This window comes from Bdellovibrio sp. HCB288 (assembly GCF_047305935.1).
Taxonomy (GTDB): domain Bacteria; phylum Bdellovibrionota; class Bdellovibrionia; order Bdellovibrionales; family Bdellovibrionaceae; genus Bdellovibrio.
In genome coordinates this window covers 656,722-672,702 of sequence record NZ_CP178619.1, presented here as the reverse complement: position 1 = coordinate 672,702, position 15,981 = coordinate 656,722, and the positions used below count along the sequence as shown (strand labels likewise).

Below are 15,981 nucleotides of genomic sequence, written 5' to 3'. Positions count from 1 at the left end.
TGTCTCAGATGTGCGGATTTCTCTGATTTCAAAGACCAGAAAATTCGCGTCTGTTTGGATTCATATTAAAATCAGGTAGAATGTCATGGATGACGTTCGTTTCATTTTTACTGATCACATTTACAACCATAGTTTCATTTGCGCAGTCCGAGCCGGACTATCAGGCGCTCTTTAAAAATCTGGACAGGTTGCGAACCGAATTAAGCCAAAGTGAAAAGTCCGCCGTGGCTTGTGAGGTTCCTCAGGTTGCAAAATGTGATTTTGGCGATTATTGCCAGCAGTTGCGCAGTCAAAGTCAAAACTTTTACCTCTATAAAAACAGTGCCGGAAAATCCGTTCCGAATTTCTTTTTTATCCGTCTGGCCAAGCAGGTTGAGGGTTGCCTGGGGAAGCCGCTTCCCGAAGTTGATGCGCAAAATCCGTTCGTGAATCCCTTGAAGCTGGATAAAACAAATGCGGCTTACAATTCAGAACTCAAGCGCGTTCGGTCGATATTTTCTGATGTGCAAAGAAGGGCGGCGGCCTTGTTGGAGTCGCGCCGGACGCCAGAAAACACTGCGCAAATCGATCAGGAAATTCAACGAGTGAATGCCGTCAAAATGGCCAGCCCTTTGTTCAAGGATGCGTTTGCAATGGAAAAGGCAGGGTGCACTTTGCCCAACGCCTCCTATCAGTCAGACGACAATACAATCTTGGTATGCCCGCAGTTGTTGAATCTTCCGGATTCGACACTGTTTTCACTTTTAAGTCATGAGATCAGTCACTCAGTGGATCCCTGCAATGCTCACAAGCATATTGCAGGGACCGCGGTGCCCGCAGGTAAAAATCCTATGCAGGACGTGGTGAGCTGTCTGGCAAATTCAAGCTCGATGGGCGCAAAGATCGTCAGTGAGAAGGATATTATTGCACGTATCACTTCAGAAGAAGCTGACTTGGCAAAAGAGCTGGGGCCTTTATCGCCCGAAGTGAAAGCGGAATTTAAAAAGCGCAGCTCAGATGTCAGTGGAAACTTTGCAACACACCAACACTGCCGGGGCTTTTCCGGAAACGCAGATATGCAGGAAGGTTTCGCGGACTGGATGTCTTCCAAATTAGTTGCGCAAAAAACTGCCGAGTTTAAAGATCCGCAACAGGCCAAAGAGTTTGCCTATGAGTCGCAACTTTTCATTGCGGGTTCTGAGTGCCAAAACGTCAAAGTTGCAGCCATCAACAGAGTTGCGGCGGCAGTTGAAAAAGATTGCCCTCCATTTGCTGAGTACAAAAACATGCTTCTGAATCCGTCCGAATATCAGGATTCAAGTACTGTTCCCCATCCGGCAAGTTCACGTCGTGTGAATAAAATCTTATTTGCGCCGACTGAAATTCAAAAAGCCCTCGGATGTAAGGCCGATTCCAAGACTTCAGTTTGTGACTGAAAATGAGTAAAGTGCTGACACTTCCCCAAAGTCTCGTGTCGACAATTCCGACAGAATAAAAATGTTTAAAGTTGAAACATAAGCGCGCCGAAAACCTCTGTGTAACCAACACGGAGGTCCAAATGACATTCAAACGAACAAAGAATGTTCTGGCTTTACTATCCGTCACTTTCTTAATGGCAGCCTGTGCAAAAGGCGGTTTTGAAAGCTCTTCTACAGTTTTAGCTGACGATCCAGATACAGAACAATCCGCGGGTGACACCACCCAAACAATTCCACCACCAGAGCCGGAGATTCCCGATACGGGCGGTTCTGGTTCAGGCACGCAGACTGATGCTCAGATTCTTGCGAAATACTCATACGTTGATACTGGTAAGACAGTGAATCAGGCAATGTTGAGTAATGCGTTGCTGTACTATGATAAAAATCTGAAATCGATCAAGAACTCAGACTATCTTTCGGTTTTGGATTTCAGTTTGTCATCAACAAAAAAACGTTTCCATATCATCAATATGAAAACAGGCGAGGTCTGGAGTATTCACGTGGCTCATGGCAAAGGTTCCGATCCTGATCATGACGGCTATGCAAACTCCTTTAGCAACGTTTCTGGTTCCAATGCAAGTTCAGTGGGTATCTACAAAACAGCTGAGACTTACAGCGGCAGTCATGGGTACTCTTTGCGTCTGGATGGATTGTCTTCCACCAACTCAAAAGCCCGCTCCAGAGCAGTTGTGATCCATGGTGCAGACTATGTATCTGAATCCAGCGTGATTCAGGGGCGTAGTTGGGGTTGTCCAGCGGTGACAATGAGTTATCGTACGAAGGTGATCGACATGGTTAAGGGCGGTTCAATTATTTACGCTTCCGCGACCAAGTAGTTTTATCTGAATTGGAAATAAAAAAAGCCGTCTGATGAGGACGGCTTTTTTATTTTTATCGAGGCTTTCTTAGAACAGTTTCAGCTGCTCGCCCACCAGCTTTTTCAGGTCATTTACATAACCCAGGTATTCATCCATATCCAGACGCTCGTCTTTGCGGATATGGGCGCTAGGGGAGTTGTATTGAGTCAGTTCAATAACGTCAGCATGGGAAGAAATCTCGGCAAAACCTTCCTCTTCCAGGGTTGTCATCAAGTGGTCCAAGTCATGACCATCATCGCCATCCGGGAATTCAATTTCGCGCATTGCCATCATCGCTTTTAGGTAAAGTTCGCTGGCTTGAGCCAAGTTGTAACCGACGATATCGTGTTGGTTATCGTCGGACATGTTTTTTTGGGCAATATCAATGTTATCCTGGGCTTTTAGGATTAAGGACTTCGCTGTTGAAACGCTCATGATGCTCCCGTTCCTTGCAATTAGTTCTGCAAAGTGAATGTCTTGGTGGGGCTCCATGGAGATGCCTGGTTGGGGTTTCGTCCGCGAAGCCTATAATACCAAGTGCCATTTTTTAGCTGAGCAGGCAATCTATATTGTCGGGCTTCGACTTTTATTAGTTTACTTTCCTTAAATTCCGGATTTTGTGCGATCTCAAAGTCATACCATCCGGCGCCCAATGTTTGTCCCCACTTGAATACCACCGTATATTGGCCATTATTGTAGGCAAACTTTGCGCCATTTGCCGGTTCTTCGGCGGTCGCCAATTGAAGGCTTTCGACCTTCTTAAATTCGATCGCGAAAACAGTTGTCGGTGAAAAGAAAAAGTCTGTCATTGTCGAAATCGGTGTGACTCTGAAATAGTACCAGCCGATATCCTTAACCGGGGCGAAGAACTCGATATTTTTGGTCTCGAACCTCTGAGCCTTTTCGAACTTTTCAGATCTGGAGACCTCAACAACATACTTTGCGGCATTCTTGCGATGAGTCCACAGGATGTGAAGTTGATCAACGCTGTCCTTGGAGTCGAGATTGGCATAGGCAATTTCGTACTTTTCAATGGTTGGTCCGGCAAGCAGGCCTTTCACTTTAACAATGTTGGAAGGCGGGGACAGCTCTCCTTCAGCGGATTGGGCGAGGACGCGGATATAGGAGGCGTCTCTTTGGGAGTGGAGCAGGCTATAGGTGTTTTCCGGAACTTTGTAGCTTCTGAGAACGGATCCAAATGTATCCGTGTTGTTCAACTCAACGATATACTGAGCGGCAAACTTCACGTCACTCCACTTCATTTGCAATCTGGCCACATCGGCACCGGCCAGTGTTTCATTGGGTTTATCCAACGAAGGAGCTGTCAGCGGTGGTCGAACAAACTGGGTCATCACATTGGACCAGTCAGCGGCGGCTCCTTTGGCCCGACGGGCACGAACATGATAAATGCCTGATTTTGCCAATGAGATCATATTTTTCACGGGGCCATCGATTTCATGATCGACTTTTGCAAATGTCGGATCGACGCTCGCTTGCATGATGAAGTTTTCTTCAGGTTTAGCGCCTTTAATTTGAAGACTCAGGTTCCACTTGCCTCTTTCTACAAACTTTAAAGACAGCTTTTCAATTTGCGTCGACAGGGCCGGGCTGACCGTAAAGGACATGGTTTTGCTGTAAGCGACTTTCCCAAATGTCTGCTCGAATGCGATTCGCCAATAGTAGCGACCCATGCGTTTTAGAGGATTGATTTTCGTGAAGTTTTGTTTGTCAGCACGGATCTTGATGACATCCTGGGAAAAATTGGAAACCTGGGACATTTCAACAGTCGCATTTTTAAAGAAGGGATCCCATTCAAATCGGATGCTGTCGCTGGTGTAAAAAACCGAGCCATCAAGAGGCAGCAGTAACAGTTGGGATTGCTCATCAGAAGAGGTCAATGCGGAAGCTGGTGTCGGGACTGTTTCCGGTTGGCTTGTGGAGTTTTCCAGTGCGATTCGTTTTTGTTCCTGGGATTGCAGGACAGTGGAGCCTTCTGAAACCACGATGTTGGATGGTTCCGAGTGTTCACCCTCCTCTGACACTGCAATCACGCGGTAGTAGACTTTGCGTGCACTGTTATGCTGAACCGCGGTTTCTGTGGTCGTGATTGTCTTTTGCGAGGAAATCGCGTGGAATCCAGCCGAGTTGGAAGATTGAATTGTGTATTGTGCCGCTGCCGGCACCGGGTTCCACTTGAGTTCGGTAATAACATTGCCAACTTTATCTTCCGTGCGATCACCCAAATCAATCTTGGGAGCCTGCAGAGACTCGCGAATAACCACTTTGCTGGGCTGAGACCAAGGCGAGAAAAGTCCATTGCCAAAATTCTTACGGGCGCGAACATAAAAATTGCCCGGGGAGTCCAGCAAGGACGAAAAAGGAGCCAGTCCCAGAAATGCATCGTGCAACGTTGTGAATGACTCGGTGGTGCTGACTTGAAAGTCATATTTTGATTTGGCGTCGTCATTTTCAATTGTTGTCTGAATTTTCCAAACACCTTTGCGAACATAGGCCGGCGCCGAGGTTACCACGCGAATATCCTCAACTCGACCGACTTTAAAAAAGGATGATTTTGAAAAAACCGCCGTGCCATCTTTATAGGCGATCAATCGCCAAAAGACATCGCCTTTCATGGTGTTCAGGGGAATCGGAAAGAACTGTTGCGAAGAAACGTCGATATCGACCAGGTCCTTTGCAAAATCCGGCTCCGGAGAGTACTGCAAATGAACGGAAGTAGCATCACTCACTTCCCATTTGAAAAATTGCGGTTGGCTTTGTTCGCGAATGATTTCCCCATCATAAGGGGCAAGAAGATTAAAGGTAACAGCACCCACATCCGTTGCCACGATTTGCGTGACGGAATTGCCACCTTCCGGGGTCGCGCTTGATTCCAGCACAATCGAACTTCCGGCTGCGACCTCCGTTTTGCCCGTGACATTTTGCAAAGTCAGGTGACCTGCGGCGACAGAAAGCGAAAGCTTCTTATCCAATTTCCGCACATAAATATCATAGGCGTCCTTGGAGACGATTTTGAACTTGCCATCATCCAGATTCAAAACCAAAGGATCCATTTCGCCTTTGCCACTTTTTAGGTTCAGGCCACCGTCGTTGATTTGCAGGGCAATCAGGGTGGGATTTTGCTCAACCTGCGAAAGGCGAAGCAAAGTTTCTTCGTTCAGTCGGACTTTGCGATTTTCGGCAAATACCAGATACGCGGATGACTTTGGACCGACGAATATTTGTGATCCGTCATAGACCTTTCTGCCGTCGCGTGCGTCTTTCCAAAAGAAATCACGCGCATATTTGTAACGGACCTCTTTATTGAGTTCGCGCAAAATGGCGAGGGGTCTTCCCAAATTGTCTTCTGACTTCTCATTTGTTTGTATAAAAAAAAGGGCTCCAAGAGACAAAGCCAACAACGATGCAACTCCAAGCAGTAGATTTTTTTTCATCTATATATAGTTTCACTTTGTGTGTTTGAATTCACTGTATTGCCGGGGTGTCACGGTCGGCTGGGGAGCAGCCAGAGTCGAAAGTGTTCGGCATATTTCGGTGGGCGCTCGCCGAATGAAAAAGTCTTGCGGCCTTTTTGAGCAAAATATGCCCTTAGCTTCACTACGTTTAAGTACACCCATTTTTTCACCGGAAAAATGTTCGAAATTCTCAGACTGTACCAACGGAGGGCGCTCAAGTTGCGGAAATTCCAATAATATTCGCGTAATTATAAAATGAATGTCATGAAACATTTCTTCCTGGGTTCGTTAATAGTGTTATCAGGATATTTGCTGGCGTCGTGCAACAACGCTGGCTTGCAAGGCACTTCCATTCCTTCGAAGTTTGAAGGTGTGTCGGAAGCCGTTGCCATCTCTCCAACAGCGGTGAAGCTTTCTTGGTCCTTGCAGGCTCGTTTCAAAGAATATCGCATCTATCGTAAGGGATTTAATACTCCCGATAAAATTGAAACCTTTGCCACGACAACGATTGCCCCCTTGGCGACGGATACCTACTACGATTTTGCAGTCACAGGTGTAGAGGCAGTTGGTGGTGAGGAAATCGGTTATGATAAGTATATCACCGTAAAGACCATGAGTACCTTCACAGGTGTTCCAGCCTCTGGTTTGACGGCGCAGTCCAACGGTTCCGTCGAGGTTAATTGGATCAAAAACGGTGAAGGTGTCACTTATAGAATTTATACCAAACGCGAAAATGAAACTTGGAATTTAACTTCACCAGCGGCCACGATTTTTAACCGTAGCGTTGGAACCGTCACGAATCTGCCAAGTGGTAACAAGTATTGTTTTTGGGTGATGGCACATTATCAAGACGGAACTTTTGAGCCTGCCAATATGTCAGAGGCATATATCAACTCGAAAGCGCCATGTGTGTTGGTACAGTCTCAACTGGCCAATCTGCCGACGGTGAAAATTCAAATGGCTGTCGTGGGGAATTTTCCGTGGTTTTGGACCGAAGGTGGCGACTCCACTTATACGACCGAGATTTTTGAGCGCTCCACCGGGATTCGTTGGGCGATCGTAAACGGGAATGATTATTTCCGTTCAATTGTTCCAATTAATCCGGGTCAAAAGGACATGTACGCCAAAGTGACATCCGCAGCGGGAGCCAGCACCATCGTCACGGTTTTGGTGGAGGGTACCGGTCAACTAAAGAAGCCGTTAATTCGTTCCTTGGAAGGTACTTCAGCGCCACTTCCTCTTTATCCGCGCCTGGTAAATGGCGGACTGGGTATGCAGGAGCTGGGAGCGCAAGTTGTAACCGGTGATTTCAATTGTGACGGATTGATGGATGCGGCGGTAAGTGCACCGCGCGCAACGGCTTACGTCGGAGACAGTCCTCAGGACACGACCGGTGCTGTGGTTATTTATTATGGATACGATGCGCCTCCAACATATGATGCCAATGGAAACATCGTCGATCCTCCTCCGGCTTTGAATATGACACCGGCTCCGAACGCGGATGCCGCGTACCCGAATCCGCAATTGGTATATTATCCGGGTCTCACTGCAGGCACTCGCTTGGGTCATCGCTTGGCGGTCGGGAACATTAATAATGACTGTTTCAGTCGCTATACGGATCTTGCCGATCCAAAGGCGAATAAAGTCGGCCTGTGTGACAACTTGTTCACGCCGGCATCTGGTGTTTCTGATATCGCCAAAGTTAAAAAAATATATACCTGTGACGATTTGGCCATGATGACCAATCAAGGTCAGGTCTTCGTCGCATTTGGAGATCCTACTCGCGGCCTGGTCAGTGGTTCTGGTGGTATTTCCTACGGGGTAAATGAAACGACCTGCGACCCGACATCGTTCAAGTGCCGTCCGGTGCGGGTCTCGGAATCCAATGCCTACAATACAACCGCAATTGCTTTTGGTGACTATAATAATGACGGCTTTGATGATCTGGCTGTCGGGATCACGACTTGGGTTTCGCCAAACTACAAACGTCAGGTCACGGTTCTGCGCGGGGATCGCATGGGACTTATTCCATCCGGTACCGTGAAGTCCTTCCCTACCATTGATGCGGAAACGATTCCCCTTGCTTCGTTGGTCGCGGCAGATGGCACTTTCGTTGGCAAAAGCTACACCGAGGATTTTGCCCGGGCTGTCGGGACCGCTTATAATTCCCGTGTCTGTGAAAACAGCGGCACCTATACATTCCGTCAAACAGGTATCGCCGGGGAAACTTCTCCAGCACCGAAAAACAAAGGTTATGATTTCACAAAATGTGATGACCTGATCATCGGGGCTCCGGCTCGTTCTTTGGGCCGTGGTTCGATCCTGGCTTGTAAAGGTGAAATGCCAACGATCGCGAGCGGCGCGACGGATCTGCAAAAAATCATCTCTTGGACTTGCAAAGAATCTTATCCGGATCTGGCAAGCAACTCGGCGGCCGACTATATTTCGGTTCAGGGTTATGGAACCAGCATCCTGGGAGTACCAAATCAGAATGGTTATCCTTTAACAAATATCATTGGAACAACGAACAACGTACCCAATGTAAATGGAACATTGTTCGTGGGTGCGCCGCTGTCCTCTGTTAGCGGGCAGGCGAGTGCCGGTGTGGTGTTTGGTTACTATGTCACTCCAAGATCCAATGACAATGCCACGGGCGGGATTTATGGAATTCTGGATCAGCAACAGGAAGTCACTGCCATCAATACCGTCGCCTGTGACGCTCGTAACACAAATGTGACGACGGGGGCATTGAAGCACTGTGAAAATCAGCTGATTCATACCAATCCTCCAGAAGCCGGTGTGCAGTTTGGACTTGCGATGGGGACTGTTGCTGATATCGAAACGATATCTCGAAACATGCCTTCACTGGCGATCTCCGCACCTTATCGTGCAACCACAGCTTCCACGGGGAGTTCCACAATTACAGCCAGTGGTGTGATCTACCTTTATAAACCGGATGTTTCGACACTGGGTTATGAAGGTGCCACTCGTATTGATACACCTCGTTTGTCGGATAACGACAATACTGTCTGCTCCACCAATTGCACATGGTACAGCGGTGGTGTGAATCCATTCGGGGCTTCGGTCATTTATCCCCGTGATCTTTCACCTAACTCGAATTTTGGTTTGGGTGGGGCCGTTGGAGCGGACTTCAATGGAGATGGTTCGGGCGACTTGATTGTCGGCGCTCCTTATCATTCCTCTCCAGTATATTACAATGGTGCGACGTTTATCTTTAATTCCACGGGCAACTTCGCATCGTCGGTGACCAGCGCCAATCAGACGATCAATGTGAATTTCAGTAAAGAGCTGAACTATCGCTATGAGCGTGCCAAAGTGGCGGGTGATTTCAATGGCGATGGCTACATGGATGTGGTGACGCAGATTTTTGTAGGTAATACGGTTGAAATGGTTATCTATTACGGCAGTGCGAACGGTTTGGTGGTGACACCGGAGCCGTCACGAGTTCCGTTGATGGAATTGGATCCACTGAAACTGGTCGTGGATTTGGATGTTGGATTTGGTGGTGAATTTTATCGCGTCGGCAGCGTCAATGGTGATGCTTACGACGATGTGATGGTAATCGGAAATCGCTCCTCTTATGTATTCTATGGCTCTTCCGGGGGATTGGTTGCAAACACTGCTCCATCCGTTTCGCCGGTCGGGAATAATCCACTGAGCTTTGCTTTTGCTGATACAAACTCCGTTTTCTTTCACAGTGTCGGAAACTCCAAAAGAACAGCAGCGAACTCGGTTCCAGATTCTATTTCATTCGAGGATTTCAACCCAAGAAACCGTGCGGTGACTTATGGTGATTTCAACGGTGATGGTTTCGGGGATTTCACTGTGGCTGCAGATAGCTATGATTTGCCATCAACAGCAGTGCATGTCGGTTCCCTGCAATATACGACGGTGAATTTTGGCCGTGTTTTTGTGTTCTATGGATCCAAAGACGGTCCGCAGGTCAATCGCTCCAATGGGCGAACTCTGCTTAGTGACAGCCTGGGCAATGCCGCGGATGTCGTGGTTGAAAATCCATGCACGATGACGACGCCGGCAGTTTGCAAAGTACAAATGCTGTTGTCGAGCGAGGCTGCACCGGGAGGCGTGCGCTTTGGCTGGAGCACAGCCTCTGTTAAATCTTTGGAGACTCAATCCGGCGAAATATACGATGAGCTTGTGGTCGGTGATCCTGGTTATTCATCCTACAAGGGACGCGCCTATCTTTATAAAGGAACGAACCGAGGGTTGGCTTACACGCCAGCGCAAAAAATCGAAGGCGCGACGGCAGCTGAAGGATTTGGTTACAGTGTTGTTGCTCCTGGAGACATCAACAAAGACGGCGTTGCCGATTTGGTGATCTCAGCGCCGCGTACGAGCTCGCCAACGGTTTACACTTTCTTTGCTGGCACCGTTGGGACAGTGATGGCCTTTAAAGGCGCGCCAGATATAAACTCAACAACATATTTTGGCGCGGGCGCACTGGCTATCAATACTTTGAATGCAACAAATCAGGACTTAAAACCCCAAAGATCTTCTCCGGATTTATTTCAAGGAAGTGCAGATCATTTTGGTGTGGGTATGGCTGCAGTTGGTGACCTTAATGCTGACGGATATGCCGATATCGTCGTCAACGTGCCGGGCCGTGACTATGATTTGGATACGGTTTTGGCCAACACCGGTGCCTTCGTTGTTTATTATGGCGGCGAGTATGGATTGAAAATTGATTCTTCGCCTACCACGACACCTCGCTGTTATGGAGGTACGACGCCAGTTTGTGAACCGGCGCTTTTGTATCTGCCAAACCGTCAGGCCAATGAACATACATACATTTCAAGCACACCTGCGGGTGATATCAACGGAGACGGAATTCCTGATATTTTAATGGGAGCTCCGGGACGCAATCATCCATCTGGAAAAGCCTTTGCTACGGGAGTCGTATATGTCCTTTATTAATCTGGTGAAATGGGCTCTTCTAAGCACTGCCATTACAGCGACGTTGTCCTGTACAGAAAAAGTTGAAACGGGAAGCGTACTTAAAGATTTCTCGGGTGTGGCGGGGGTGGAACCTTTGTCGCCCACTGCAGTGCGGGTTTATTGGAATCTTCATGATCGCTATCAGAACTACAAGGTATTCAATAATACCTCCAACACCGCGTTGGTGGAAACACCTCGTAATGAAGCCATTATTCGTAACTTGTCACCAAATACTTCTTACACTTTCAAAGTCATTGCGACGGACGGTACGGTCAGTGTCGGAGGAAACAAAGAGATCACCATTTCAACCCTGACACCATTTCCTGGGGTGGATAAAGTTATCAAGGACTCAGATGGCAATCTGGTTTTATCATGGAACTATGCTGCCAAAGTCGCTTCCTATCAGATCTTTGTAAAAAAATACGAAGACCCGACGGCGGCCAACACGAGTAACTGGGCAAATGTTGATTATACTTCTTACGACACTCGCTATGTTTTCCGCAATATGGAAGGGTCGACACGTTTTCACTTTGTAGTTCAGGTAAAGTACCTTGATGAAACCATTGGCTATGCCACCAAAGCCGTCAATGTCAGCACGAACTCTTCGTTTCCCACACCGGCATTTTCCTTAAGTCCCATTTCGATTGGTTCATTGCCTTTTGTAAAAGTCACTCCGGTGGTGAATTCCACTTATAAAAATGAAAACTATGTTTCTCGTATGTACTCTGGAAGTACACCGATCTCGGATCCTATCACGGGTGCGGGTACCATCGTGTTTTCTCCTGGTACCGGTGTCACCAACGGAAAGGTCGAAAACCTTTCTTTGCAGGTGAGCTATTCCGATGCCGGCAAAACAGAAACGCTGGTCTTCGATAAACTGAGTACGTACATCAAGGGGATTTTGGGATTGGATGCAGTCCCTCCACTTAAGAATGTGGATTCGGGAATTGCCTTCATGGGTGAAGCGTCGACGACGGGTGATTTCAATTGCGATGGCTATCCTGATTTGGCGGTTGGTCTGCCATCTGTTTCTGTGACATCAGCAGGTGTGGCCGTTCCCAGAGCGGGTGCGGTTTATATATACTATTCGGTTAGGAACCCATCCACAGGTATTTATAAATTAAATACTTCCGGGACTCCCAGCCGCAGTCCTATCAGTCCGGGATCTGATCCGCAACTTTTGACATTTGAAGACTTAACGGAATACTCAAGATTCGGTAAGTCACTTTCTGGCAGTGGCAATTTGAACGGTGACACATTGTTGGGTAATGCCTGCCAGGATCTCGTGGTGGGAGCTCCGGGTTACAATACAGCGAACACATCAAGAGCTGACAAGAACTATGATGGTGCAGCCTTTGTGTTTTTTGGAAGCTCCAGAGGTTTGACGGCTCCTTCACGTGTCAAAGATATGCAGCAGAACGTGGAAACCTGTAACGGTCTGGTTGAAAATGCGACTTGCTCGGCAGCGATGTTGTGGCCGAATATGGCGATTTTGCCAAGCACTGAAATCACTCCGACAGCAATGACTTTAGCGGATGATCCCCAATTTGGGTTCGCGGCTTCCTTCATCGGCGATTTCAATGCCGATGGTTATGATGATATTGCCGTTGGTGCGCCGACGGCACCTTGGGATGGAGTTGCTGATTCGACTGCTTCCGGTAATGCCCGAATTGTTCTAAAGGTCGGTTATGTGGCCGTCTTCTTTGGTTCAAAAAATGGGTTGGGGTATGAGACTCCGGCAGCCGATGCGAACAAAAAATTCAGATTTTTAAAAGTCTTTTCTCCGAATCCGCACGAAGGACAGTTTTTTGGTTACTCTATTGCCGGTGGTGCTGATGTGGACGGTAAATTCCGTATTCGCAATAAGCAAGATCAGCTGGTAGGTGGATCGGATATGATTGTCGGTGCCCCTGGCGACCGCTATCCGCAAATGACAGCGACCAATAAATTGAAACTACTGGGGGCATGTAATCCGGGAAGTGGTGATTGTGCTTCGTATGGCTTCACCAACGGAGGTTGGGGCGGCTTTTCCAATGACTCTACAGGAAATAGTCACTACTTCGGTTTGCCCACAAACGCTGGAACGTCTGCCAAAGTTGGTGACGTAACAGGAGCTGCCTATTTGTTTTTTGGTCGCGGCGCTGATATCGCTCCCGCTCCGGGAGTGCAAGAAAGTCCCTCGCGCATGGCATTCTGGGGATGCAGTACGCGTAAGATGTCAGTTCCCGGGGAACACTATTCTTGTCTGGTAAATTCCACTGGGGTAAGAGCTTTATTTCCACGCAGTGGCTATAAAACCGACGGGACCTATAAGCTAAAAAATCTGGGCTTTGGCACCTCTGTCGCCTTGGTCGGGGATCCATCCCACTACAATAACAACAATGCGGTCATTACGACGGTGTCGGATCCAAACGGTGACAGTTACGCTGAAGCGGTTGTGGGTGTGGGACTGTTTTCGAACTTTGCAAACGAACAATCGGGTGCATTGTGGGTTTACTACGGCAATCCATTCAGACGGTATGAATTCAACGACTTCTACCAATTGGATGCGGTGACTCCCACTGATAAAAATCTGGATTGGAATGATGGACTTGCACAATGTACGGCATTCACCACAGATAATGCGCCTACTCGCCAAATGTGTGCGCCGACGCTGATCCGTAGTAATTCAATTGGTTCCTACTACAATTTGGCACTTCATCCGGAAGGAATGGCAGTTGGCGATGTGACTGGCGACGGACTGAAAGATGTCGTCGTGGGGGCTGTGGGTGATCAGACCAAAGGTACCTATTCCGGAGCCGTGTATGCATTTACAAGCTTGGCGGGAGCAGGGATCACCACGAACTTCCTGAAATTTTATAATTCCTCAGCCCGCGAGTACGACTACATGGGCCGCTCGGTGGCCGTGGGAAATTTTGACGGTGACTTTAGTGGAACCCGTCCATTGAATGATATCGCAGCCGGAGCCCATTTAGACAAGACCACGAAAAACGGTGGTGGTGCTATCTATGGATTCAACAGTAATGGACAGGCATTGCCTTCCGTGAACTCGGTTCCATCGTTTGCGATCTATGATTCGCTGGGAAGCCCGCAACAGTTTGGTTATGATAGTATTCGTATTGTCGGGGATATCAATCGCGATGGCTATGCGGATGCTGTTGGTAAACTGGTGCGCCCTTCAGCGAATACGGCGGCTTTTTCAACTGAAGCTGTGGTTTTCTTTGGTTCAAAAGTGGGTCTTGTGACGACCGACTATTGCCTGGCTAATAAAGCGAAAGTTTTCAAAGACTCAGGAGCCAGTGATGATTCCTGTTATCCGATGGTCACGCCGGCCCAGGGTATTACTAAGGATGATATTGCCTTGCCTCAACTTGTCGCTCAGCCGACGAATATTTCCAGCACATGGGCCAACAGAGCTTTTGCTGCGGGTGATATTAATGGTGATGGCTTTGGAGATGTGACTTTTGTTGATGCCACAATCCAGGGTGGTGGGCAGGTTGTGATTTATTACGGCTCTCGCTCCGGTTTGCAAGCCGTTAACAATCCGCAATGGATTCCTGCTTATGGTGATCCGCAGATCGTGACGAAGCGCTGGGCTTATCAGGAAAGCCCGTCAAATACCGCTTCATCAACCAATGGTGCGGTGACTCGTCGTCAGCTGGTTTATCATGGGGATTTCAATGGTGATGGACTGAGTGACATCGTGATCAGCAGTCCTTATGCCACCAGCTTTTTTGGTATGAATAAAACCGGCACGAATAGTTTCAATGTCGGGGTATCGCCTCCAGGAAATCCCACTGATGGATGGACTGCGGGTGGTGGTTGGCAGTGTGCCGATAGCACGGACACAGGTTGTAACGGTGGAGCTCCGGCTTGGGAAAGTGGTCGCATCTGGATTTACTATGGATCCACAAACGGGCTGCAAACTCCTAAAGCCAAAGGTTATGCCAATTCGGATATGGAACCTGGTGTGAATGCCAATCTGACTTCGACCAATTCTTCATACATGGTGGACACTTATACCTCAGAGACCACCGGAATGAAGGCATGTACGGGAGCGATAACGAAGAACTGCAAGATGCAGTATTTGTACAGTCCGTTTGTCGATAACATTCCTCATGGTTACGACCGTTTGATGCACCAGTTTGGGAAAAGTATAGCAGTCATGGACTATGACCACGACGGGATTGATGACTTGGTGGTCTCTGCTCCAATGTGGGAGGACACGGCCTGCTATTACGAGGACGGACGTAGTGACTATGGACGCTTGTTCCTATATCGCGGCAGTTCGGCAGGAATCGTGGCTGGAAGTCACGGCGACTATTATGACAGGGATCCGATTCAGACAGCTTCATGTCAATCAGACGATCTGTTCCAATCACGCAATGCAGACAGTTTGAACTTAAATGGTACCGGGAAAGTTCGCTCCATCATGCCGCCAATTATTAATGGTGGTTTAAGTGGCAACGATAGCAACCGCCGATTTGGTTGGATGATTCAATCTGCCGGTGACGTGAACAATGACGGTTACGAGGATCTGATTGTTTCCTCCAGCGAAACTCCAAAGAGTGGTTTGGACGGGGCCGGCATGGGTTATATCTTCTATGGTCCCTTGTGTGGGAATGATAATTCCACAGGCATGTGGTCCGTGTTGGGTGCCAATCTGAATACGCAATATAAACTTACAGATGCCGCGATCGTCGCAAGCGGTGTGATTCCAATGGCGGAGTGTGCCCAAGCATCGGGGGTTATGAAACCTGCACCGATGGCGTTCTACTTGTGGGACGCGGGCAATACGGATTTTAGTGGCTACGAGATTATTTCAGGTCGCATGAAAAAAGGGGACTTCAACGGGGACGGTTTTGATGACGTCGTCATGGGAGCTCCGTTCTGGGATGACCAAGTGAACGGCATCACGAACTTTGGACGTGGTGTAGTGTTCTTTGGTTCCTCCACGGGACTGCACACTGCTGACTATCCGGATTCCTCTGTTGTGGCTGATAGTTCCGGTCATTTGAAGCCATATATCGTGCAACGACAGGATACGAGCACTCAGACTCCACGTTATTTCTATTCCAACACGTCTGCGGGGGACGTGAATGGGGATGGCACGATGGATCTTATGGTGCCAACGGAATTTTATGATGGTGCGGGCAGTGTAAGGGGTGTGCGCATCGGTACCTATTTCTTATTGTTCTAAGAGGGTTTAAGGGGACG

General features: G+C 48.2%; 6 protein-coding genes. 4 read left to right on the top strand and 2 right to left on the bottom strand.

The features are described from left to right. Positions 1-89: 89 nt before the first annotated feature. Together ACLVWR_RS03185 and ACLVWR_RS03180 are read left to right on the top strand one after the other, a co-directional pair. Positions 90-1,415 carry a hypothetical protein gene (locus ACLVWR_RS03185; protein WP_413582483.1) on the top strand — a complete coding sequence of 442 codons (1,326 nt, stop codon included), beginning with the start codon at positions 90-92 and terminating at the stop codon, positions 1,413-1,415. Between the two features lie 122 nt (positions 1,416-1,537). Continuing rightward, a complete protein-coding gene (locus tag ACLVWR_RS03180) occupies positions 1,538-2,293 on the top strand; it encodes a murein L,D-transpeptidase catalytic domain family protein (protein WP_413582482.1) in 756 nt (251 codons plus the stop codon). 69 nt (positions 2,294-2,362) lie between these two features. Here ACLVWR_RS03180 and ACLVWR_RS03175 read toward each other — a convergent pair whose 3' ends face one another. Continuing rightward, positions 2,363-2,749, bottom strand: coding sequence for a HEPN domain-containing protein (locus tag ACLVWR_RS03175; RefSeq protein ID WP_413582481.1), 387 nt, complete (start codon positions 2,747-2,749; stop codon positions 2,363-2,365). 20 nt (positions 2,750-2,769) lie between these two features. Next, a complete protein-coding gene (locus ACLVWR_RS03170; protein ID WP_413582480.1) occupies positions 2,770-5,670 on the bottom strand; it encodes a hypothetical protein in 2,901 nt (966 codons plus the stop codon). A gap of 381 nt (positions 5,671-6,051) precedes the next feature. On the opposite strand from ACLVWR_RS03170, the gene ACLVWR_RS03165 reads away from it, so the two are divergent. Beyond that, a complete protein-coding gene (locus tag ACLVWR_RS03165; RefSeq protein WP_413582479.1) occupies positions 6,052-10,743 on the top strand; it encodes a hypothetical protein in 4,692 nt (1,563 codons plus the stop codon). Continuing rightward, a complete protein-coding gene (locus ACLVWR_RS03160; RefSeq protein WP_413582478.1) occupies positions 10,730-15,964 on the top strand; it encodes a hypothetical protein in 5,235 nt (1,744 codons plus the stop codon). Before ACLVWR_RS03165 ends, ACLVWR_RS03160 begins: the two co-directional genes overlap by 14 nt. The last annotated feature ends 17 nt before the right edge of the window (positions 15,965-15,981 follow it).

Bases quoted from the DNA above. Each gene is read 5' to 3' on its own strand.
- ACLVWR_RS03185 (WP_413582483.1), top strand. From the start codon at position 90: ATGACGTTCGTTTCATTTTTACTGATCACATTTACAACCATAGTTTCA.
- ACLVWR_RS03180 (WP_413582482.1), top strand. From the start codon at position 1,538: ATGACATTCAAACGAACAAAGAATGTTCTGGCTTTACTATCCGTCACT.
- ACLVWR_RS03175 (WP_413582481.1), bottom strand. From the start codon at position 2,749: ATGAGCGTTTCAACAGCGAAGTCCTTAATCCTAAAAGCCCAGGATAAC.
- ACLVWR_RS03165 (WP_413582479.1), top strand. From the start codon at position 6,052: ATGAAACATTTCTTCCTGGGTTCGTTAATAGTGTTATCAGGATATTTG.
- ACLVWR_RS03160 (WP_413582478.1), top strand. From the start codon at position 10,730: ATGTCCTTTATTAATCTGGTGAAATGGGCTCTTCTAAGCACTGCCATT.